The sequence below is a fragment of the Caballeronia sp. S22 genome, assembly GCF_964261745.1.
In the GTDB taxonomy this organism is placed as follows: domain Bacteria; phylum Pseudomonadota; class Gammaproteobacteria; order Burkholderiales; family Burkholderiaceae; genus Caballeronia; species Caballeronia jiangsuensis.
On record NZ_OZ180036.1, the window covers coordinates 800,230 to 820,855 of the forward strand.

At 65.2% G+C, this 20,626-nt stretch carries 17 protein-coding genes; 8 read left to right on the forward strand and 9 right to left on the reverse strand.

From position 1 onward, the window contains the following. The first annotated feature begins 7 nt into the window (after positions 1-7). Positions 8-721, forward strand: a complete 714-nt coding sequence (locus ACEN42_RS18845) for a response regulator (protein WP_035501976.1) — start codon at positions 8-10, stop codon at positions 719-721. A gap of 23 nt (positions 722-744) precedes the next feature. Next, on the forward strand, positions 745-2,091 hold the full coding sequence (locus ACEN42_RS18850) for an ATP-binding protein (RefSeq protein WP_238292022.1): 1,347 nt from the start codon (positions 745-747) through the stop codon (positions 2,089-2,091). 3 nt (positions 2,092-2,094) lie between these two features. Here the strand turns inward: ACEN42_RS18850 and ACEN42_RS18855 are convergent, their stop codons facing one another. Next, a complete protein-coding gene (locus ACEN42_RS18855; protein WP_371882132.1) occupies positions 2,095-3,486 on the reverse strand; it encodes a polyhydroxyalkanoate depolymerase in 1,392 nt (463 codons plus the stop codon). Positions 3,487-3,695: 209 nt separating this feature from the next. On the opposite strand from ACEN42_RS18855, the gene ACEN42_RS18860 reads away from it, so the two are divergent. Together ACEN42_RS18860 and ACEN42_RS18865 are read left to right on the forward strand one after the other, a co-directional pair. Beyond that, positions 3,696-4,349: a glutathione S-transferase family protein gene (locus tag ACEN42_RS18860; protein ID WP_371882133.1), complete on the forward strand. Its 654-nt coding sequence runs from the start codon at positions 3,696-3,698 to the stop codon at positions 4,347-4,349. Positions 4,350-4,426: 77 nt separating this feature from the next. After that, positions 4,427-5,134 (forward strand): helix-turn-helix domain-containing protein, encoded by a 708-nt coding sequence (locus ACEN42_RS18865; protein ID WP_371882134.1) that lies wholly within the window; start codon positions 4,427-4,429, stop codon positions 5,132-5,134. 24 nt (positions 5,135-5,158) lie between these two features. Here the strand turns inward: ACEN42_RS18865 and ACEN42_RS18870 are convergent, their stop codons facing one another. After that, positions 5,159-6,148 (reverse strand): zinc-dependent alcohol dehydrogenase family protein, encoded by a 990-nt coding sequence (locus ACEN42_RS18870; RefSeq protein WP_371882135.1) that lies wholly within the window; start codon positions 6,146-6,148, stop codon positions 5,159-5,161. A 383-nt stretch (positions 6,149-6,531) separates the two neighbouring features. Next, a complete protein-coding gene (locus tag ACEN42_RS18875) occupies positions 6,532-6,678 on the reverse strand; it encodes a hypothetical protein (RefSeq protein WP_187606369.1) in 147 nt (48 codons plus the stop codon). 23 nt (positions 6,679-6,701) lie between these two features. Here ACEN42_RS18875 and ACEN42_RS18880 point away from each other — a divergent pair, with 23 nt between their 5' ends. After that, entirely contained in the window at positions 6,702-7,076 is a 375-nt protein-coding gene (locus ACEN42_RS18880; protein WP_238213998.1) for a DUF3564 family protein, read from the forward strand. Between the two features lie 16 nt (positions 7,077-7,092). Here the strand turns inward: ACEN42_RS18880 and ACEN42_RS18885 are convergent, their stop codons facing one another. Continuing rightward, the gene (locus ACEN42_RS18885) at positions 7,093-7,284 is read right to left on the reverse strand and encodes a DUF2964 family protein (protein WP_187606371.1); all 192 of its coding nucleotides are present in this window, start codon (positions 7,282-7,284) and stop codon (positions 7,093-7,095) included. A 343-nt stretch (positions 7,285-7,627) separates the two neighbouring features. Between ACEN42_RS18885 and phaP the strand changes: the two genes are divergently transcribed. Next, positions 7,628-8,050, forward strand: a complete 423-nt coding sequence (gene phaP, locus ACEN42_RS18890; RefSeq protein WP_371882136.1) for a TIGR01841 family phasin — start codon at positions 7,628-7,630, stop codon at positions 8,048-8,050. Between the two features lie 49 nt (positions 8,051-8,099). Here the strand turns inward: phaP and ACEN42_RS18895 are convergent, their stop codons facing one another. Continuing rightward, positions 8,100-10,244, reverse strand: coding sequence for a protein kinase domain-containing protein (locus ACEN42_RS18895; RefSeq protein WP_371882137.1), 2,145 nt, complete (start codon positions 10,242-10,244; stop codon positions 8,100-8,102). Positions 10,245-10,698: 454 nt separating this feature from the next. On the opposite strand from ACEN42_RS18895, the gene ACEN42_RS18900 reads away from it, so the two are divergent. After that, positions 10,699-10,920 (forward strand): hypothetical protein, encoded by a 222-nt coding sequence (locus tag ACEN42_RS18900; protein ID WP_035501985.1) that lies wholly within the window; start codon positions 10,699-10,701, stop codon positions 10,918-10,920. A gap of 36 nt (positions 10,921-10,956) precedes the next feature. Here ACEN42_RS18900 and ACEN42_RS18905 read toward each other — a convergent pair whose 3' ends face one another. Further along, positions 10,957-15,324: a DEAD/DEAH box helicase gene (locus ACEN42_RS18905; protein WP_371882138.1), complete on the reverse strand. Its 4,368-nt coding sequence runs from the start codon at positions 15,322-15,324 to the stop codon at positions 10,957-10,959. 173 nt (positions 15,325-15,497) lie between these two features. Between ACEN42_RS18905 and ACEN42_RS18910 the strand changes: the two genes are divergently transcribed. After that, on the forward strand, positions 15,498-16,790 hold the full coding sequence (locus ACEN42_RS18910) for a hypothetical protein (protein WP_371882139.1): 1,293 nt from the start codon (positions 15,498-15,500) through the stop codon (positions 16,788-16,790). 63 nt (positions 16,791-16,853) lie between these two features. Here ACEN42_RS18910 and ACEN42_RS18915 read toward each other — a convergent pair whose 3' ends face one another. From ACEN42_RS18915 to ACEN42_RS18925, 3 genes are read right to left on the reverse strand one after another with little or no spacing between them, the layout of a single operon-like run. Beyond that, a complete protein-coding gene (locus tag ACEN42_RS18915) occupies positions 16,854-18,191 on the reverse strand; it encodes an MFS transporter (protein WP_371882140.1) in 1,338 nt (445 codons plus the stop codon). 32 nt (positions 18,192-18,223) lie between these two features. Next, a complete protein-coding gene (locus ACEN42_RS18920) occupies positions 18,224-19,171 on the reverse strand; it encodes a hydroxymethylglutaryl-CoA lyase (RefSeq protein ID WP_371882141.1) in 948 nt (315 codons plus the stop codon). Beyond that, a complete protein-coding gene (locus ACEN42_RS18925; RefSeq protein ID WP_371882142.1) occupies positions 19,168-20,361 on the reverse strand; it encodes a CaiB/BaiF CoA transferase family protein in 1,194 nt (397 codons plus the stop codon). Before ACEN42_RS18925 ends, ACEN42_RS18920 begins: the two co-directional genes overlap by 4 nt. Between the last annotated feature and the right edge of the window lie 265 nt (positions 20,362-20,626).

Genomic DNA, 20,626 nt, shown 5'->3' on the forward strand with positions numbered 1-20,626 from the left:
AGCGTCCATGGAAATCCTGCCGAAGATCATCGTGCTCGACGACGAAGCCGAGTTGCGCAACATGCTGCAGCGTTTTCTGAGTTCGCAAGGTTTCGAGGTGCGCGTCGTCGAAAATGGCAAGCGGCTCGACCGCTACCTTCAGCGCGAGCCTTTCGACCTGCTCGTGCTCGACTGGATGATGGAGCCTGAAGACGGCCTCTCGGTCTGCAAGCGCCTGCGCGCCGAAGGCCAGACGCTGCCCATCCTCATGCTCACGGCCAAGGGAGATCCCGTCGACAAGGTGATCGGCCTCGAAACCGGCGCCGACGATTACCTCGCCAAGCCCTTCCTGCCGCAGGAACTGGTCGCTCGCGTGCGCGCGTTGCTGCGCCGCCAGAAAATCGCCGCCGGCGATCCGACGCACACGCAGCAGGTCGTCCGCTTCGGCGAATTCCGTCTCGATCTCGCCAAGCAGAAGCTCTATCGCAACGGCGAGCCGTTCGAAATGCATTCCGCGCAGATGCAGTTGCTTCACGCGCTCGGCTCGTCGCCGAACCGCGCGGTGAGCCGCGACAACCTCATCGCACGCACGCGCGGCCGCGATCACGATGCGCTCGATCGCAGCATCGACGTGCAGGTGCTGCGGCTGCGTCAGATCATCGAGGAAGACTCGGGCAAGCCGCGCTTCATCAAGACCGTCTGGGGCGTCGGCTACATGCTGCTCGCCGAAATCGAATCGTGAGCGCCGCGCCTCGCGTACGCCCGGTGTCGTTCGTGCCGCGCTCGCTCTTCGCGCGCAATATCCTGCTGCTCGTCGCGCTCGTCGCGGTGAGCCAGGTATGCGCGATCGCGGTGCTGCTGCACTTCATCCAGACGCCGCGCATCGAGCGCGCGGCCGCGACGTTCGCGAGCTATATCGTCACGCTGGACACGCTCCTGAAAACGACGCCGCCCGACGCCGCGCAAACCGTCGCCGCGCATCTCGACATCCACGCCGAACTGCCCGCCGGCGCGCACGAAACTGCGCCGGGATCGCGCCTGCGCTTCTATCAAACATATCAGCGCCAGACGTTCGTCGAGAGCTTGCGGCGGCATCTGCCCGCCGACATGCTTGTGCGCTGGCAAGGCAGCGACACGGCCGACGACGGCCAGCAACGATTGTGGATCCGCGCGCATCTGTCGGGCGAGCCGCGCTGGCTTGCACTGCCGGTGCCGGAAGCCGCGCACGACGACGGCCTCGTGACCGCCCTCCTTCTTTCGCTCGGACTCGGCGCGCTCGCGTTCGCGACGGCCTATGTGATCCAGCGTCACCTGAATCGCCCGCTCGCGCATCTCGCCGATGCCGCGCGGCTCGTTTCAGCGGGCGGCGAGCCCGGCGTCCTGCCGACGGACGGCCCGACCGAAATCGCGCAGGTGAGCGGCGCGTTCAATCGCATGACGGCGGCGCTGAAGGAAGCCGAAGCCACGCGCGCACTGATGCTCGCGGGCATCTCGCACGACATCCGCACGCCGATGACCAAGCTGCGCCTCGCCATGGCGATGTCCTCCGTTCCTTCAAAGGACGCGTCGTTCGCGGCATCGGCGGAGGGCTATCTCGACACCATCGACACGATTCTTCAGCAGTTCATGGATTACGCGGGCAGCGGCGCGAAGGAGACGCCCATCGTCGGCGATCTCAACGCGCTCGTCGCCAATCTCGCAGCCGATTTTGCGGGACTGGGGCACGAGTTCGCGCTCGATCTCGGTGCTATCGAACCGTTCCCGTTCCGCCCCATCAGCATGATGCGCATACTCATGAACCTGATGCAGAACGCGGTGCTGTACGGCGTCGTCGGGCTGGAAGTGCGCACGTGGACGGACACGCAGGCGAAGGCCGCCTGCGTCGTGATCGCGGATCGCGGCAAGGGACTCGGCGGACAGGATCCGGAAGCACTCAAGCAGCCGTTCAAACGCGGCGGCGGCGAAGGCCAGCCGAAAGGCACGGGGCTGGGTCTCGCGATCGTCGAGCGCATCGCGCGGCTGCACGGCGGCACGCTCGAATTGCGCGCGCGAGAAGGCGGCGGCGCGGAAGCGCGCATCGTGCTGCCGCTTTCGGGCGTGGCGGCGAGCTAGCGCTTATTCGGTTGCGTGAGCGTCGTCGGGATCGGCGATCGCCTGCTTGCCGCCGCCCTGCTGCGCCGCCTGCGCCTGTTCCTCGACGACCGTCGATTCGCGCGCGAGCGGCGCGATCGCCTGCAACGGGACCATTGGCTGCGCACGCGCGTTGACGCCGGCCGGACTCGGCTCGTTATCGTGGATCAACGCGCGGATGCGCGGATAAATCTGCCGCTCCCAGCGCTTGCCGTTGAACACGCCGTAGTGCCCGACGCCCGTCTGCACGTGATGCGCCTTCAGGTAAGGCCGCAGCTTGTCGCACAGATCCTGCGCGGCGAGCGTCTGACCGACCGCGCAGATGTCGTCGCGCTCGCCTTCGACAGTGAAGAGCGCGGTGCGCCGGATCGCCGACGGATCGACCTTGCGGCCGCGCACTTCGAGCTGCTTCAACGGCAGCGCGTGCCGCTGAAAGATGGTATCGACGGTTTCCAGATAGAACTCCGCGGTGAGGTCCATCGTCGCGAAGTATTCCTCGTAGAAAACGCGGATCGCGTCCGCCTGCGCGGGGTCGCCCTTCGCGCGCTGATAGTGCATCTCCTCGAACGATTCGAGGTGACGCGGGAGGTTCATCGACATGAACGCGCCCAGCTGTACGAAGCCCGGATAGACGCGCCGCATCGCGCCCGCGAAGCCGAACGGCACCATGCCGATCAGGTTGCGCTCGAACCATTCGATCGGTTTGCTTTTCGCGAGCTCGTTCACGCGCGTCGGATTCACGCGCGTGTCGATCGGACCGGCCATCAGCGTCATGCTCGCCGGCTCGGCGGGATGCCGGTCCTCGGCCATCAGCGCGACCGCCGACAGCGCCGCGACGGTCGGCTGACACACCGCGAGCAGATGCGTCCCCGGCCCGATGGTTTCGATGAAGTCGATGAGGTGGTGCACGTATTCGTCGAAACCGAAACGGCCGTGCATCAGCGAGACGTCGCGTGGGTTGCGCCAGTCGGTGATATAGACGTCGTGGTCCGCGAGCATCGTGCGCACGGTGCCGCGCAGCAGGGTCGCGAAGTGGCCGGACATCGGCGCGATGACGAGCACGCGCGGCTGCGCGACGGACAAATCGCCCTTGCGGAAATGCAGCAGGTCACAGAACGGCGTGCGCGCCGCGACCTCTTCCACGACGCGCATCGGCTTGCCATCGACGTTCACTTCCGCGATATCGAACGCCGGGCGAGTATGCGTGAGCCCGGACAGCTCAATCAGTTCGCAGATCGCCGCGAGGCCGCGGCCCTGCGGCGTCGCGCCGATCTCTTTCCAGACACGCAGCGCGCCCTCGACGAGCGCAGCGGCGTGGCGCATGGGCAGCATCGAATCGGACCAGGCCTGATAGCCCGCGTAAGCAAAGGGATTCATCTCTCTTGCACGCGGGCGGCGCATGCGTCGATATGGAGCGTCGAAATAAGGCAATAGCTATGCCAGTCGACCGAGGCGGCGGCTCACCCGACTGAACAATTGGCATACCCTTTGCACTGATACCATTCACGAGCGCGTTTTGCCGCCTTTCGGTGCCAACACGCACCAAGCTCGATCCGTCCTGGTGCACGACGTCCGAGGAGACGCTCATGGCGAACGCCACGCTCACCATCAGCAGCAAGAACTATTCGTCCTGGTCGCTGCGCGGCTGGCTGCTCACGAAGTTCAGCGGGCTGCCGTTCGATGAAGTCGTGATGCCCGCCGACGATCCCGGCGCGCGCGCCGAACTCCTGCTGCTCTCGCCATCGATTCTCGTGCCCTGTCTCTTTCATGATGGCATCAAAGTCTGGGACACGCTCGCGATTGCGGAATATCTGAACGAAGTATGTCCCGATGCCGGACTGCTGCCGAAGGAACGTGCCGAGCGCGCGCATTGCCGGTCGATCTGCGGCGAGATGCATTCGGGCTTCGCCGCGTTGCGTTCCGCCCTGCCGATGAATCTCAAGGCGCACTTTCCCGGCTTCAAGGTGTGGGCGCGCGCGCAGACCGATGTGGAGCGCATCGTGACCATCTGGCACGAGTGCCTCGCGCAATACGGCGGCCCGTATCTGTTCGGCGAACGCTCGTGCGCGGATGCGATGTTCGCGCCGGTCGTCACGCGCTTCGTCACCTACGACGTGAAGCTCGACCCCGATATCGTCACGTATGGCGAGCGCATTCTCGCGATGCCGGAAATGCGCCAGTGGATTGCGGATGCGCAACAGGAAGCCGAAGAGATCGACGAGCTGGATATCGAATTCTGAAACGCCCCAGCGCCGACGCGCGGGTTTTCCTTTCCTTCGTTCGTGAACCATACTGGGTCTGTGGGAGGAAATCCGTCATGGAACCGTCAATCGATCCAGGCATCTCGGCCAGGCGCGCCGCGCCGACGCTGCACGTCCGCTTCTCCGACGCCAACGCCATTCCGTTCCCGACGCGCACCGTCGAGCGCGGCGACGCGCTTTACTGCATGGGCGAGCCGCTACGCAGCGTCTATACGGTGCAAAGCGGATGCTTCAAGACCGTCGCGACCTTTCCCAGCACCAACGACGACAGCGCCCCGCACACGCAGGTCACGGGTTTCCACTTCGCGGACGAAACGCTCGGCCTCGACGGCGTGTGCACAGGCCGGCACGAGAGCGACGCCATCGCGCTCGAATCGAGCGTCGTGCGCATCATGCCGGTCGGCATACTCGAACCCTTGTGCCGCGAGTACGCGGCGATGCAGCACGAACTGCTCGCGATCATGAGCGCGGAAATCGTGCGCGCCTCGCGGCTCGCGCTGATGCTCGGCACGATGCCGGCACGCGAGCGCGTCGCCGCCTTCCTGCTCGATTTCTCGGAACGACTCGACGCGCGCGCCTCGTCCGTCGGCGAACAGGCGAACGAACTGATCCTGCCGATGACCCGCGCGGATATCGGCAGCTATCTGGGCCTGGAGCTGGAAACCGTGAGCCGCACGCTTTCGAAGCTGCAACGCGAAGGCGCGATCGGGCTCAATGGACGGCAGGTGCGCATCGTGGATCGCACGATGCTCGAACATCACTGACGAACGTTCGTCGCTTTATGCGATCTACGCGCGCACCGTGAGCACGGCCGCGCCCGTGAGCCTGCCTTCGCGAAGGTCGGCGAGCGCGCGATTCGCCTCGTCGAGCGGATAAGGCGTCGTGTGCAGATCGAGATGAAACTGCCCGGCGATGTCCATGAACGCGCGCCCGTCCTCCCGCGTGAGGTTCGCCACGGACATGACACGGCGCTCGCCCCACAGCAGTTCGTACGGAAACGAAGGAATGTCGCTCATGTGGATGCCGCCGCACACCACGGCGCCGCCCTTCGCCACTGCCTTGAGCGCGGCGGGCACGAGCGCGCCGGCCGGCGCGAAGATGAGCGCGGCGTCGAGTTCGTCGGGCGGCGTCTCGTCGCTGCCGCCCGCCCAATGCGCCTTCAGATCGAGCGCGAGCCGTTGCGCGGCGGTATCGCCTGGACGCGTAAACGCATAGACCGAACGCCCCTCATGGTTCGCCACCTGCGCGACGATATGCGCGGCCGCGCCGAAGCCATAGATGCCGATGCGCTTCGCATCGCCCGCCATCGCGAGCGTGCGATAGCCGATAAGTCCCGCGCACAGGAGCGGCGCCGCTTCGACATCCGAATAACGCTGCGGCAGGTGCAGGCAATAGCGCGCATCGGCGACGACACGTTCCGCATAGCCGCCGTCGATCGTATAGCCCGTGAAGCCGGGCGTATCGCACAGATTCTCGCGGCCCGCCGCGCAGTAGCGGCAGTGCCCGCATGTGTGACCGAGCCACGGCACGCCCAAGCGATCGCCGGGCGCGAAGTCCGTCACGCCAGCGCCGAGTTGCGCGACCGTTCCCACGATCTCGTGTCCCGGAATCACCGGCCGCTTCGGATGAGTTAGCTCGCCGTCGACCACATGCAGATCCGTGCGACACACGCCGCACGCACAAACGTCGATCAGCAGTTCGCCCGCGCGCGGCGTGGGATCGGGTACATCGAGCATTTGCAGAACTGGAGCGTTGCCGTCGAAAACCATTGCACGCATAAGTACGTCTCCTGAATTTTTCGATATTGCAGCGCAGCGCCTTGCGTTGCGAGTGGATCGACATATCGTGCGCGTCGGCAATGCCGTGGGGCGCGCGAAGCCGGCGTGGTGCACGTATGCACGACCAGCGAGCGTCGATGTAACGTGACATCGCACGATGATGCGCCGCATTCATCGACCGTCGATCGCGCGTGCATGCGGCAATGTGCCTCCGATGCTTGTCTCGGAAGCGTCAGATTGTCGTACTAAACTAAAGCCATGTAGTTCAGAAGCGAAGCGGCATTTCGGCATCGGTCTTGCTTTATCGGTTCGACTGTCATCGCTGTTGCAGTGCGGCGCATTTCAAGGTCGCATCGGCGATGGAACCCATTACATGCGCGGCGTTAAAACTTATCCGCCGCGCGCAGTTCGAACCTGTCATCGCGGTCCGTTTGGGCCGCGCAGTAACGCCTTAACAATACGCGCGGCGCAAGCCGCCATTCATCGACGACGCTCATGGCCAGTGCGAAAGTGCTGAGCGTCTCGTCCATCGAATCGTTTCATGGAGGATGACATGCGTATCACGGTCAAGCTGGATGGCTTCGAAGGCGCTCAATCGGCGGCCTACGCCATCCTGTGGCTCGACAAGGAAACACGACGCTGGTCGCGCGAGGGCCACCAGGCGGTCGAAGTGCCGGACTGGGGAGGCTTGCGCTCAGGTTCGAACGGCACGATGATCTGCGGCCAGCAAGTCGGCGACCCGATCTGCGTGCTGGAACGCCTCGACGTCGACGCACCCGACGGCCCGTGCGAAGGCCTCGCCGGACGCGTGCTGTGGTATGCCGACGGCACGGCGACGAAGAGCACCGGACGCTGGCACGTGCAGTGCATCGACCGCGAACAGATCAAGGCGGAACACGGCGTCTTCGCCGGCGAGGAGGGAATCTGATCGAAGTGCGGGAACGTCAGGGCTCGTCGCTCGGAAACGGTGTGAGCATCACGACGAACGACGCAGCCCCGATGAGAATCGCGAGCACGCCGTAATACATCACGGCCGTTTCGTCGAAGAGCAGGCCGCGCAACGAAGCATGGATGCCGCCCAGCGTCACGAACACGGCGCCCAAGGCCGCGACGATGCGCCCTTCACCATTGATCATGATGTTCTCCCGAGCATCGGACGGCGCTGGCCGCTCGCGTGGTCGCGGTACGCGGCCACATCGGGTTTTATGCCGATATCGCGCCGGCATGATTTCATGGTCGTTTGCGCGGCGCGGCATGCGTTGACCTGCATCAACTTGCTTCACCGGAACGCCCCCGGCGATAACGATCGCTCGTTCTGGTGTTTTCCCTTGCCCCATTTCCGGCGCTTATATTGGTAGTATCAGGTGCTCGTCGCGCGTTGGCATGATTTCGCGCGCACGGCGCATGCTGCCCGGGTCATCCTCGCCTTTGCCCGCAAGAATGGCTCGCATTCGACCGACAGAACCCTGGGGAGGCACGATGAATCAAAATTTCAGTGACCCGTTCAGCCAGTTTGCCGCCATGTTCCAGCAGTACCAGCTTCCGGGGTTCGACGTCACCGCGATCATGGAATCGCGGCGCAAGGATGTGGAAGCGCTCGCGGCGACCAACCGCGTCGCATTCGGCGGCATGGAAGCGCTGCGCGACAAGCAAGTCGAGATTCTGCGGCGCACCTTGAGCGATCTGGAAAGCATCGCAAAGCAATTCGCCAATACGTCGACGCAACCCCCGTTCAACGCCAATGAAGTCGTGCAACGCGCGCTGCACAACGCGCTCGCCGACATGCAGGACATCGCGCGCACCACTCAGCAGACTCAGGCGGAAGCCTATGCGCTCGTCAGCAAGCGTATGGAAGACGCGCTGAAAGAACTGAAGGCGTCTATCGAGAAGCCCAAGAGTTAAGCCTCGCGCGTCTTTTACCAGGCCGGCGTCCGTTAACGGAGAGCCGGCCTTATTTCTTTCCCTGCGTCGTGATCTGAAAAATATCGACGGCCACGCGGTCGCGGCCGTACTTGCCCGTCAGCGCGGAAAGGCGTTTCTCGACCGCACGCAGATATTCGGGCTTCGCCTCGCTGTCGGGGCGCGCCGAATCGAAGAGCGGCGCGGGCGTGACCGTCAGCACGATCATCTCCGAGCCGAATGGCTTGCCCACGACCCAGTCGCCCATCGTGCCGATGGTCGCCGTGTAGTTCGCCGGCGCCTGGTTGTCGCGCGAGCGCGTGTTGGGCAGCAGATGCACGACGCTGCCGTCGAGCATGAAGTAATCGACGTTGACGTAAGACTCGAACGCCGGCGTCATCAGATCGATGATCAGCGGATCGCCTTCGATGAGACGCGTCGCGCGCGAACGCGTGTGCACCGACGCGGGCCTGCCCGACTGCCGGTTGGCCGTCCAGAACGGGCCGTACACCTTGAGCAGATCGCACTTGTCATCGGCGACCTGCTGCACACCGAAGTTCGTGGTCTTCACGCCCGGCACGCGGCCGAGCGTTTCCTTCAGGCGCGCGAGGCCGAACTTCTGCGACACGAAGCCCTGCACGTCGACGGTCTGATCGTGCACCGACGCGACGAGCGCCGAACACGGCACGCTCGCGAGCACGGGCGTGACCGCTGCCATCGTGAGTTCGGGAATGGGTGTCGGCGGCGCTGCGGGCGTGATCGCCACCGCGGAAGCCGGCGCCGCGTTTTCGGGCGCGTGCGTGGTGACCGCGCCCGTGGCGCTTCCTTCCGATGGTCGCGACGGCGTTTCGCGAGCGCTTTCCTCGCCGCGTCCCGACTGGTCGTAGAAGTAATAACCGGCCCCGGCGATCAGTGCCGCCACGACCGCCGCCGCGCCGATCGCGAGCTTCGGCGCGCCGCCCTTTTTCTGCTTGCGGCCCGTGGCCGGCGCGGCGTGCTCCTCGGCGATCTCTTCGAGGAATTGCGCGACGGTCGGTGTGCGTGCCTCGCGCTCGAACGCGAGCGCGGCCTTCAACGCTTTCCACTGTCTGTTGCCGAGATGCTCGGGGCGCTGCGGCTTCATGCCCGCGCTCCTCGCCTGCAGCGCGGGCACGCGGTCGAACGGATGTTTGCCCGTCAGCAATTCATACGTGATGCAGCCGAGCGCGTAGATGTCGTCGCGCGGATCGGGTTCGCGATGCTCCATCATCTCCGGGCTCGCGTACGCGGGTGTCATCGCGCCGAGACTGCCGGGATCGAACACGGTCGCTTCGGTTTCTTCCTCGGGCCGTTGAATGACGCGCGAAATGCCGAAATCGATCACCTTCACTTCCGACGTGTCCGTCAGAAACACGTTGGGCGGCTTGAAATCGCAGTGGACGAACCCGCGTTCGTGCGCGTAGGCGAGCGCGTTGGCCATGCCTTTGAAGATCGGAAAGACCTCGGAGAACGGCATGCCCTTGAAATTCGGGTTCCGAAGCAATCGGGACAGCGGCTGGCCGGAGAGATATTCCATCGTCAGATAGACGATCTGGCCGTCGCGGTCGAAATCGTAAACAGTGACGATGTTCCGGTGCGCGAGTTGTTGCGCCTTGCGCGCCTCGCGCTGGAGCGCGATCAGCGATTTCGGATTGCCGCGGAACTGGAGATTGAGCACCTTGATCGCGACGTACGGCCGCCGATCCGACGCTTCGAGCTTGCGCAGATCGAGCGCCTTGTACACGGTGCCCATCCCGCCGATGCCGAGACATTCCTCCAGCACGAAGCGGCTGTTGAGCGTGTCGCCGACGCCTTTCATCTGCTGATCGTGATCGACCATCACCTGCGTCGCCTGGCTGCCGGTGCCGCTGCTCGGATCACGTGACTGCGGCGGCGCAAAGCCGGGTGAGGTTTGCAGACGCGTCTCGTCGCGGCTCGCGGGGCCCGTGGGGGAATCGGCTTCCGGACGCATGCGCCCCGTATGCTCGATGCGGCGGCGGATGGCCGCATAGATGTCGGGAGGCAGCGGTCGCGCCGCATGCTCCTCGTCGAGGATTTCCATGAGCCGCTTCGCCGGAGTCTGCTCGGTCGCCAATGCGCCGTCCACTCCCGCGAAGAACTCGTCGCGCGACCCGCCGTCGCCCCGAAAAGTACGAATCGCTTGCGCAAAACTTGTCATCTGTGCGTCGCGATGCGTCTCCATCGATCGAAACTACTTGTAGTAACAAAACCCCGGTGCTCGTTCGATACTAGCCTTCACATGACGCTTTCGCAAATGGCGTTTTCGATCATGAGCGGCATCGCGCACATGTCGTTCGGAGACCGACACATCGGTGGCGAGTGTCGGCGCGGCGGCGGCAGATCGCGCGCCGCATCATTGTTCCGATTATGGGCGACATCGGATAAAACGCTGGCAAATCATGGCCTTGCGCGATTTATCCGGGTTTGCACCGCGTCTTGGCACGGCTTTCGCAATGATATTAGCGAACGTCCTTGCGGCAGAAGGCATGCGCCTTTCGCCGCCATCGGCGTTTGCCGACCGAAGTATGGCGCGCGGATCGTGGAGTCGGTCCGGCGCGGCAGGGCGGATTGTCTATACTCGACTACGACTCCCCATTCTGGAGGAAACATCCATGGCCGTCCTCAAAATCAGAGATCTCGCCGACAGCGTCGAACTCGACAGGCAGGCGATGCATACGATCGTCGGCGGCGCGCGTGAGGGCTCGCGGGCGTCGTTTCGCATCCGACCGGCGTCGAACACGAATCGTGTCGTCGATTATCCGGGCGTGCCGGTAAAGGACGTGCCGGCCGCGCAAACCGGGCCGTTCACGACCAAGATCGTCACGAAGAAGTGACGTCGGCAATAGCGAGGGATCGCATCCCTCGCTGCTTCAATGGCGCACCGGCATGCCGGTGCCCGTCATCCCGCTTCCGAACGACGTACCCAGCGAACGCACCGAGCGCTTGACGAGCGCGAGACGCACGCGCTCGCGCCCTTCTCCCTCCACATCGCCGAAATAGCGCGTCTTGCCGGCGACCACCGCGCCGACCGGCAGGCCGTCGAGATACAGCACACGATTGCCCGCGAGCGCCGGCACCTTCTCGCCCGGCAGCAAGGTGCCGACAAGGTTGAGCGGATCGACCGCCGATAGCGCGACGAACGCGCCGTCCTTCGGCCGCTTGCGCATGTCGCGCAGGAGCGGCACCGCGTCGGGCAGCGCGAACTGCTCGCCCGCCAGCCCGGCGACGAAGCGCCCGCCACGAATCTCGCCACGCGCTTCCAGCCGGTGATAGACACGCAGCAAGTCGCGCCACGGCGGCAGCCATTGCGCCTCGCGCTCCAGAAGCCGCCAGAACACGACGCCATAGCGCCGCAACAGCGTCAGCGCGACGTGCTCGATATCGCCTTCCTCGCGCGCATCGTCGGGCTTCGCGCGGCGCAGGAGCGCCCAGCGGCCGGCATCGTCCATTCCGCCGATGAAGAGGCCTCCGCGCCTCGGACGACGCGCGAACGCGTTGCGCTTCGCCGCGGGCGCAAGCAGCGCGCGCAGGCCCGCGAAGCTGTCGGCGTTGACGAGCCCGAGCGCGACGAGTTCGCCGAGCGCGTCTTCGAGCTCGGTGCGCAAGAGGCGCACGTCGCTGAGAAGCTCGTCGAAGAACATCGCGCCGTGGGCCTTCAGCGCATCGAACACGCGTTCGGCGCGCGACGAAAGCTGCGGCGCTTCGTCGGGGCGCATGAGCCCGTTCCACGCATCGAGGTGACGGCGCGGCAGCAGCACGATCGGCGTGCCGCGCACCGGGCCGCCCGACGCGCGCGAACGGCCCGCCGGGCGCGTCCACACGAGCTTGCCCGCGCGGCAAAGGTCGTCGAGCCACATCCCGGAATAATCGGCGATGCGCGCCGGCAGAATTTCATCCTCCCACGCGACGGCGGGCGCCTCGAATCCTTCGAGCTGCTCCAGCACGGCGCCCAGCGCATCGCGGCCCTCGCCGTGCGCTTCGGGCGCGACGCGCTGCCATTCGAGCAGAAAGCGCATGAAATCCTGGCGCTCGACCGGCTCGATCTCGCGACGCAGCCGCCGCACCGTATAGCGATGAATCCGCGCGAGCAGATGGCGCTCGCACCATTCCTCGGCTTGCGCGCCCGGCGTGAATCGTCCGCGCATCACGTAGCCCTGCGCTTCGAGCCGCGTCAATGCGAGCGCGATCGCCGATGCGGGCAGCGCGAGCGGACGCGCGATCTCCGGCACCGTCAGCGGTCCGAATCCCGACAATCGTGCGCGCACGATCTCGACGAGCGCATCGTCGGGCGCCCACGCGTCGTCGAAACCGGGCGGCGGGTGCAGCGCGGGATGCATCGGCGCGTGCTCATAGACCGAGCGCACGCACGCGAGACGCTCGACGGGCGTCCACAACGCGTCGTGCTCCGCGATCCGCAAGCGCGTCGCGCGGCCGGAGCGAGCCAGCGCGTCGAGCCACGCGGGCCATTGCGGGTTGCGTTGCGCTTCAGTCTCGGCGATGCAGGCGAGCGTCGTCAGCGCCTCGTGCATTTCGTCGGCGCTCGTGACATCGGGCCACGCTTCGTCGCGCACGCTCGCGATCGCCTCGGGATCGAGCGCGCCGAGGTCGTCCGCCGAGCGCGGATCGGTCCAGCGGCGCGCGAGCACGGCCTGCGTGCGGCGTTCCTCGATCGGCGCATCGTCGAGAAAAGCGTACGGACGCGCCGACAGAATCTCGGCGGCGAGCGGCGACGGTGCGGGCAGTTCGCGGGTGACGAGCCGCACCTCGCCCGTTTCGATGCGCCGTAGTAGCGCGAGCCACGCGTCGCTGTCCATCGCGTCGTGCAGGCAATCGTCGATGGTCTGCTCGACGAGCGGATGCGCCGGCACGTCGCGCTCGCCCGCGATGTTCTCCGCGCACGCGACCTGATCCGGAAACACGGCCGCGAGCAGGTCCTCGCTTTTCATGCGCTGCAGTTGCGGCGCGACCTTGCGCCCGCCGGTGTAGCGCGGCAGCGCGAGCGAATTGGTCGCGTTCCAGCGCCAGCGCACGCCGAATAGCGGCGCGTCGAGCAGCGCCTGGATCAGCACGTGTTCCGCCGTCGCCGATTTCAGATAGCGCCACACTTCGTCGAGCGCGAAGCTGTGGCTACCCGTCAACGACAGCACGATCGCGTCTTCGGTCGCCGCCGCCTGCAATTCGAAGTTGAACGTGCGGCAAAAGCGTTTGCGCAGCGCGAGACCCCACGCGCGATTCACGCGGCTGCCGAACGGCGTGTGGATGACGAGCTGCGTGCCGCCGGATTCGTCGAAGAAACGCTCCATGACGAGCGTGTCCTGCGTCGGGAGCACGCTGAGCGCGGCACGCGAGCGCGCCAGATAATCGACGATCTGCCGCGCCGGTTCGTCTCCGATGCCGCTTTCCCGCGCGAGCCAGGCAACCGTGGAATCCACGCCGTCATCGAGCCGCGCGTCGATGTCCGCGCGCAGACGGGAAATCGCGTGCGAAAGCTCGTCGCTGCGCCCCGGCGCCTCGCCCAGCCAGAACGGGATGTTCGGCGGCTGGCCGTTGGCATTCTCCACGCGCACGCGCCCGCCTTCCACGCGCATGATCCGGTACGACGTATTGCCGAGCTGGAAGATGTCGCCCGCGAGGCTCTCGACGGCGAAATCCTCGTTCACCGTGCCGATCTGCAAGCCCTGCGGTTCGAGGATCACGGAGAAGTCGGCGTTGTCGGGAATGGCGCCGCCCGAGGTCACCGCCGTCAGCTTGCCGCCGCGCCGGCCGCGCAGCGTGCGCGAGACGGCATCGCGATGCACGTAAGCCGCGCGCACGCCCTGCCGCCCGGTATAGCCCTCCGCGAGCGTGCGCAGCACGGCTTCGTAATGCGCGCGGTCGAGCGTCGCGTACGGATATGCACGCGTGATGCGCTCGAAAAGTTCGTCTTCGCCCCACTCCCGGCACGCGACTTCGGCGGTGATCTGCTGCGCGAGCACGTCGAGCGGCGCGCGCGGAATCGTCAGCGCGTCGAGTTCGCCGCGCCGCACGCAATCGACGAGCGCCGCGCATTCGATCAGATCGTCGCGCGAGGTCGGAAAAAGCCGCCCTTTCGGCACGCCGCCGACGTGATGCCCCGAACGCCCGACGCGCTGCAGGAACGCGCCGATCGACCCCGGCGAGCCGATCTGGCAGACGAGATCGACATCGCCGATATCGATGCCCAGTTCCAGCGACGCCGTCGCGATCAGCACCCGCAACTCGCCGCGCTTCAACCGCTGTTCCGCGTCCAGCCGATGTTCCCGCGCGAGGCTGCCGTGATGCGCCGCGACCGCTTCCTTGCCGAGTCGCTCGGTCAGATGCCGCGCGGCGCGCTCGGCCATGCGGCGCGTGTTGACGAAGACGAGCGTCGTGCGATGCTGTCCGGCGAGTTCCGCGAGGCGGTCGTAGACGCGCTCCCACATATCGTTCGACATGATCGCTTCGAGCGGCATCGGCGGGATATCGAGCGCGAGATCGCGCGCACGGACGTGGCCCACATCGACGATCTCGCACGGCTCGTTTGCGCCGACGAGAAACTTCGCGACGAGTTCGATCGGCTTTTGCGTCGCCGACAAACCGACGCGCACCGGACGCTCGCCGCCCGCGTCCTCGCACAGCGCGTCGAGCCGCGCGAGCGACAGGCTCAGGTGCGAGCCGCGCTTGCTGCCCGCGACCGCATGGATTTCGTCGACGATCACCGTGCGCGCGGTCGAAAGCATCGCGCGGCCCGAATCGGACGAAAGCAGCACGTAGAGCGACTCGGGCGTCGTCACGAGAATATGCGGCGGACGCTTCTTGAGCGCGTTGCGCTCCTGCTGCGTCGTGTCGCCGGTGCGCACGGCCGCGCGCATCTCGGGCGCGGCCACGCCCGCTTCTCGCAGCGTCTGTGCGATGCCCGCGAGCGGCTCCTCCAGATTCACATGAATATCGTTCGACAGCGCCTTCAGCGGCGACACGTACACGACGCGCGTCTCATCGGGCAGCGCCCCGCCGAGCGCGACGCCGTCACGCACGAGTTCGTCGATGGCGGCGAGAAAGGCCGTGAGCGTCTTGCCCGAGCCCGTCGGCGCGGCGACGAGCGTCGAACGGCGCGCGTGGACGAGCGGCCACGCGCGCGCCTGCGCGGCGGTCGGCGCGGGGAAACGCGAGCGGAACCAGCCGGCGACGGCCGGATGGAAGCCTTGCAAGGCGTCTGCCTCTGAAGCGGATTTTCGGATCATTCGGACATTCTATGAGTGCTTGAAAAATGGCGTACTGCGTGCGGTTTTCGGATAGTTCCCATCCGGACAAATCGGTCTTCGGGCGAAGCTAGACGGTTCGCTCAACCGAGCGGCTCTTAACGCGGCGCCACCTCGTGCGCCGAAGCGCAATTTCCCATTCGCTCACAGCTTCCATGATCGTCATCAGCCTTCTTTTCGACCACGCGCCCGCGACGCTCGTCAACCATCGCCACTATGCGCGCGAGCACGGCTATCGCCACGTCGAGATCGACTTATCCGAACTGTCCGGCAGCAGCGATCACGCCCGCTGGCTCTATAAGTACGAAACGCTTCTGCGCCATCTCGCACAGGCCCAATCCAACGAAATCGTGCTGCTGCTGAGCGAGAACGCCGCCATCCTGCGCTCGATGCCGCTGCCCGAGATGATGGCGGGCCGCGACTGGCTCATCGTTTGCGTTGATTCCGAACTGCCGCAAACCGACGTCCTCATGTTCCGTAACACCCAGGCGGTCCGCGAGAAGGTCGCGGATCTCGTCGAGCGCTGCCGTTTCGGGGTCGTGCTGCCGGAACGCGAGGCCGGGTTGCTGCACGCGTTCACCGCATGCCCGTTCCAGCATCGCATTGGCGATGATGTGCACTTCGTCCTCCCGGCAGCGCCCAACCTCGACAGCATCTGGGCCAAGTGGAAGGTGTTCTCCATCAGCGTTCGCGATGAGAAGCAGCATCGCCGCTTTCGCACGGCGCTCATCGAGCACATCAACGAGTGCCGCGTGCGCGGCGTGCCCTATATGACGCTCGCCGACACCGGCGTGCGCGAAGCGTCGGCGCACAGCGTTGTCCAGCCAAACCGGCCGATTGCGCTCGTCGCGCTCTATACGCCGAATGTCGCGAACTACGGGCGCATCGCGGAGACGAACTTCACGCGCTACTGCGAGCGTCACGGCTACACGCTCTACGTCCATCGCGACATCCCGGCGCAACTGAACGACGGCAAGACTTCCGGCAACTGGTTCAAGGCCGCGCTGCTGCGCGAGTACCTGCCGGATCATCAATGGGTGTTCTGGCTCGACGCCGACGTGCTCATCAACGACATGAACCAGCGGCTCGAACCCTTCACGCACGGACGCGACATCGTGCTTGCGCGCGATGCGGGAACGTGGGCCTTCAACTCCGGCATCATGGGCTTTCAGCGCAATCAGCAAAACTACGACGCCCTGGCACGCGTGATAGATGAGTGCGCGAAACTGGAAGACAAGTCCGACGTCTACGCGAGCATGGGCGATCAGAGTCGATTCGTACAGACGTTGGAGGAGCGGCCGGATTTGCACGTGTCGTCTTTCATCGACATCAACACGCCGTGGATCTATCGGCGTCCGGACAGCTTCATGGTCCACTATATCGGTATGTGGAATGACAACCGGGCGCTTCTGATGGACCACGACCTGCGTCTCGCCGCGATGGAATGACAAAACGCCCGGCGAACGAGCAACGTTGCGCCGGGCGTTTTCATATTCGAGGCAGGCGCTGCGTCAGGCCTTGCGCTCCGAATGATCGCGCTGCCTGAGCGATTGCGGCAAGCCGAACAGCAGCAACAGCGCGCACACCACGCTCATCGCGCCGATCGCGTACAGCGCGGGCGTCGTGCTGCCCATCGTGTCGCGGATGCGGCCGACCATTACCGGGCTCACGATGCCGCCGAGCTGCCCCAGCGTATTGATCAGTGCGATGCCGCCCGCCGCGCCCGCGCCGGTCAGAAGCTTCGGCGGCAGCGCCCAGAATGCCGGGATCGAAGCGATCACGCCCGCGCCCATCACGCCCAACGCGGCGATGAGGAGCGTCGTCTGCTTGTCGAAGATGCCCGCCGCGAAGAAGCCGATCGCCGCCATCACGAGCAGGATCGCCACGAACTTGCGACGCTCGCCCGAGCGATCCGACATGCGGCCGACCACGACCATGCAGATCGCGCCGCAGATGTACGGTACCGCCGTCAGGAGACCGATGATCGTCGGATTCTGCGTGCCCGCCGCGCGAATCAGGTGCGGCGCCCAGAAATTCAGGCCATACGACGCGATCTGAATCAGGAAGTAGATCAGGCCGAGCATCAGGAAGCCAGGCGTCTTGATCGCGCCGAACAGGGAATGGCCGGTGTCGGTATGCTGGCTTTGCGTCGAAATCTGACTCTTCAGATAGGTCTTCTCCGCGCTCGTGAGCCACGCGGCGTCATCGATGCGATCTTTCAGCACCTTCAGCACGAGCACGCCGAGCAGCACGCAAGGCAGGCCGCCCAACAGGAACAGCCAGTGCCAGCCGGCAATGCCGAACACGCCGTTCATATGACCGAGCACGAGACCCGAAAGCGGCGCGCCCACCAGCCCCGAAAACGCCGACGCGAGAAACAGCAGCGACGTGATGCGCCCGCGATAGCTCGCCGGAAACCACAGCGTCAGGTAGTACAGCACGCCCGGCGCGAAGCCCGCTTCCATCGCGCCAATGATGAAGCGCAATCCGTAGAACTGCCACTCCGTCTGCACGAACACCATCAGCGCGGTCGCGATGCCCCACGAGATCATGATGCGCGCGATCCAGCGTCGCGCGCCGACCTTGTAGAGCAGCATGTTGCTCGGCACTTCGAACAGCACGTAGCCGATCACGAAAAGACTCGCGCCGAGGCCGTAAGCCGTATCGGAGAAACCGAGCGTGCTTTGTAGCTGAAACTTCGCGAAGCTGATGTTGATGCGGTCGAAGAACGCGAAGAGATAACACAGCATGATGAGCGGCATCAGCCGCCATGCCACCTTGCGGATGATGTCCGCGGTGTTTTCGGTTGTTTGCGGCTTGTCCGCCGCGCTTACGCTCAGATCGCTCATGATTGTCTCCAATGTTGTTCTGGTCTTTTGAATCAGATGGCCCGCACGTACTCGGGCACCGGATGCAGATCGCAATTGCGTCCCGCCTTCGCGACTTGTCCCGATACCTCGTGTCCAACGAGCGCGGGCAATGTGCGCGACAGCGCGATCAGCTTTTGCAGATCGACGCCTGTCGGAATGCCCATCTCCTCGCACATGTTCACGAGGTCTTCGGTGCAGATGTTTCCCGATGCGCCCGGCGCGAACGGACAGCCGCCGAGGCCGCCGAGCGCGGCATCGAAACGGCGCGCGCCGGCGTCGTAGGCGGCGAGGACGTTGGCGAGGCCGAGACCGCGCGTGTTGTGAAAGTGCAGCGTCAGGTCCGCGGCAGGCACGTCTTCGAGCACTCGCGTAACGAGCCGCGCGACCTGGCGCGGATTCGCCATGCCGGTCGTGTCGGCGAGCGTGATGCCGGCGATGCCCATTTCCCGATAGGTCCGCACGATCGACACGACGCGATCCTCGTCGATGCGCCCTTCGAACGGGCAGCCGAACGCGGTGGCCACGGTGGCGTTCAATGAGGCCTTCGAAGCAGCGCCCTCGACGAGCCGCACGACATCGCCGAACCCGGCCAGAGACGACTCGCAGCTCATGCGCATGTTCGCGCGGTTGTGCGTCTGGCTCGCGGACATCACGAGATTGAGTTCATCGGCGCGGGCGGCGAGCGCGCGTTCCGCGCCCTTCACGTTCGGCACGAGCGCGACATAGATCACGCCCGCCTCGCGCCGGATGCCGTCGAACACCGCGTCGCCGTCGCGCAGCGCGGGAATCGCCTTGGGCGACACGAACGAGCCCGCTTCGATACGCGTGAATCCGCACGCCGACAGTCCGTCGATCAGCGCGATCTTGTCTTCGGTCTCGACCCATTGCTTTTCGATCTGCAAGCCGTCGCGCGGCGCGACTTCCTGAACGATCAGTGGTTCTTTGTATGCATGATTCATTGAACCGCTCCTTCGGCGCGCAGCCGCTGCACTTCATCGGCGTGAAAGCCGAGCGATTCCAGCACCGATTGCGTGTGCTCACCGAGCGCCGGACCTTGCCAGCGCACTTCGCCCGGCGTGTCGGAGAGCTTCGGCACGATGCCGGGCATCTTCACCGATGCGCCGCCCGGCAAGTCCGCCTGCAAGAGCATGTCGCGCGCTCGATAGTGCGCATCGTCGACGATGTCCGCGACCGAGTAGATGCGGCCCGACGGCACTTCTTCGCGTTCGAGCGTCGCGAGCACGTCGTCCATGGAGTGATGCGAGGTCCAGGCGGTGATCGCTTCGTCGAGCATCGCGCTTTGCTTCACGCGGCCATCGTTGTGGGCGAGCGCGGGATCGTCGGCGAGATCGGGGCGGCCGATCACGTTCATCAGGCGCCGGTAGATCGGATCGCTGTTACCCGCGATCACGACGAAGCCGCCATCTTCCGTGCGATACGTGTTCGACGGCGCGATGCCCGGCAACGCTCCGCCGCTGCGCTCGCGCACATGGCCGAGCAGGTCGTATTCGGGGACGAGGCTTTCCATCAGGTTGAAAACGCTTTCGACGAGCGAGACATCGACAACTTGTCCATCGCCCTGACCGGTCTTCACGCGCAGCACCGACATCAGCGCGCCGATCACGCCATGCAGCGACGCGAGCGAATCGCCGAGGCTCACGCCGACGCGCGCCGGCAGGCCTTCGGCGTCGCCCGTCGTGTAACGGATGCCGCCCATCGCTTCGCCGATCGCGCCGAAGCCCGGCCGATCGCGATACGGGCCCGTCTGGCCGTAGCCGGAGATGCGGACCATCGTGAGCTTGGGATTGATCGCGTGCAGCACGTCCCAGCCGAGGCCGAGCTTTTCGAGCGCGCCAGGACGCATGTTTTCGATGACGACGTCGGCATCCACGGCCAGCCGCTTGATGACGTCCGCGCCTTCGGGCGACTTGAGATTCACGCACACCGATTTCTTGTTGCGCGATTGCAGATACCACCAGAGCGACGTGCCCTCGTGGAGTTTTCGCCATTTGCGAAGGGGATCGCCGCTGTTTGGCGCTTCGATCTTGATGACTTCCGCGCCGAACTCGGCCAGCATGCGCGCCGCGAAAGGCGCTGCGATCAGCGTGCCGATTTCGATGACGCGAATGCCTTGAAGGGGTCCGCTCATGGTGCCTGTCTCCTGATTTGTACTGTGGAGACAAGCTTATTGGCGAACGCTCGTGGGCGTCCAACCGCATTTCGGCAAGGATCGTTCGTGGAATGCGAACGGTCGGTGGGGGTGTGGTTCGGAGACGTTCGGTTTTTCGCCGGATCCCGTTGGCGCGTCGGTCTATCAGCACTGCCCCTCCCCGGGGCGGGGGTCACTTTCTTTGCTGCTGCAAAGAAAGTAACCAAAGAAAGCAGCTCGTTCAGGCCCGCGGTCACACGCACGT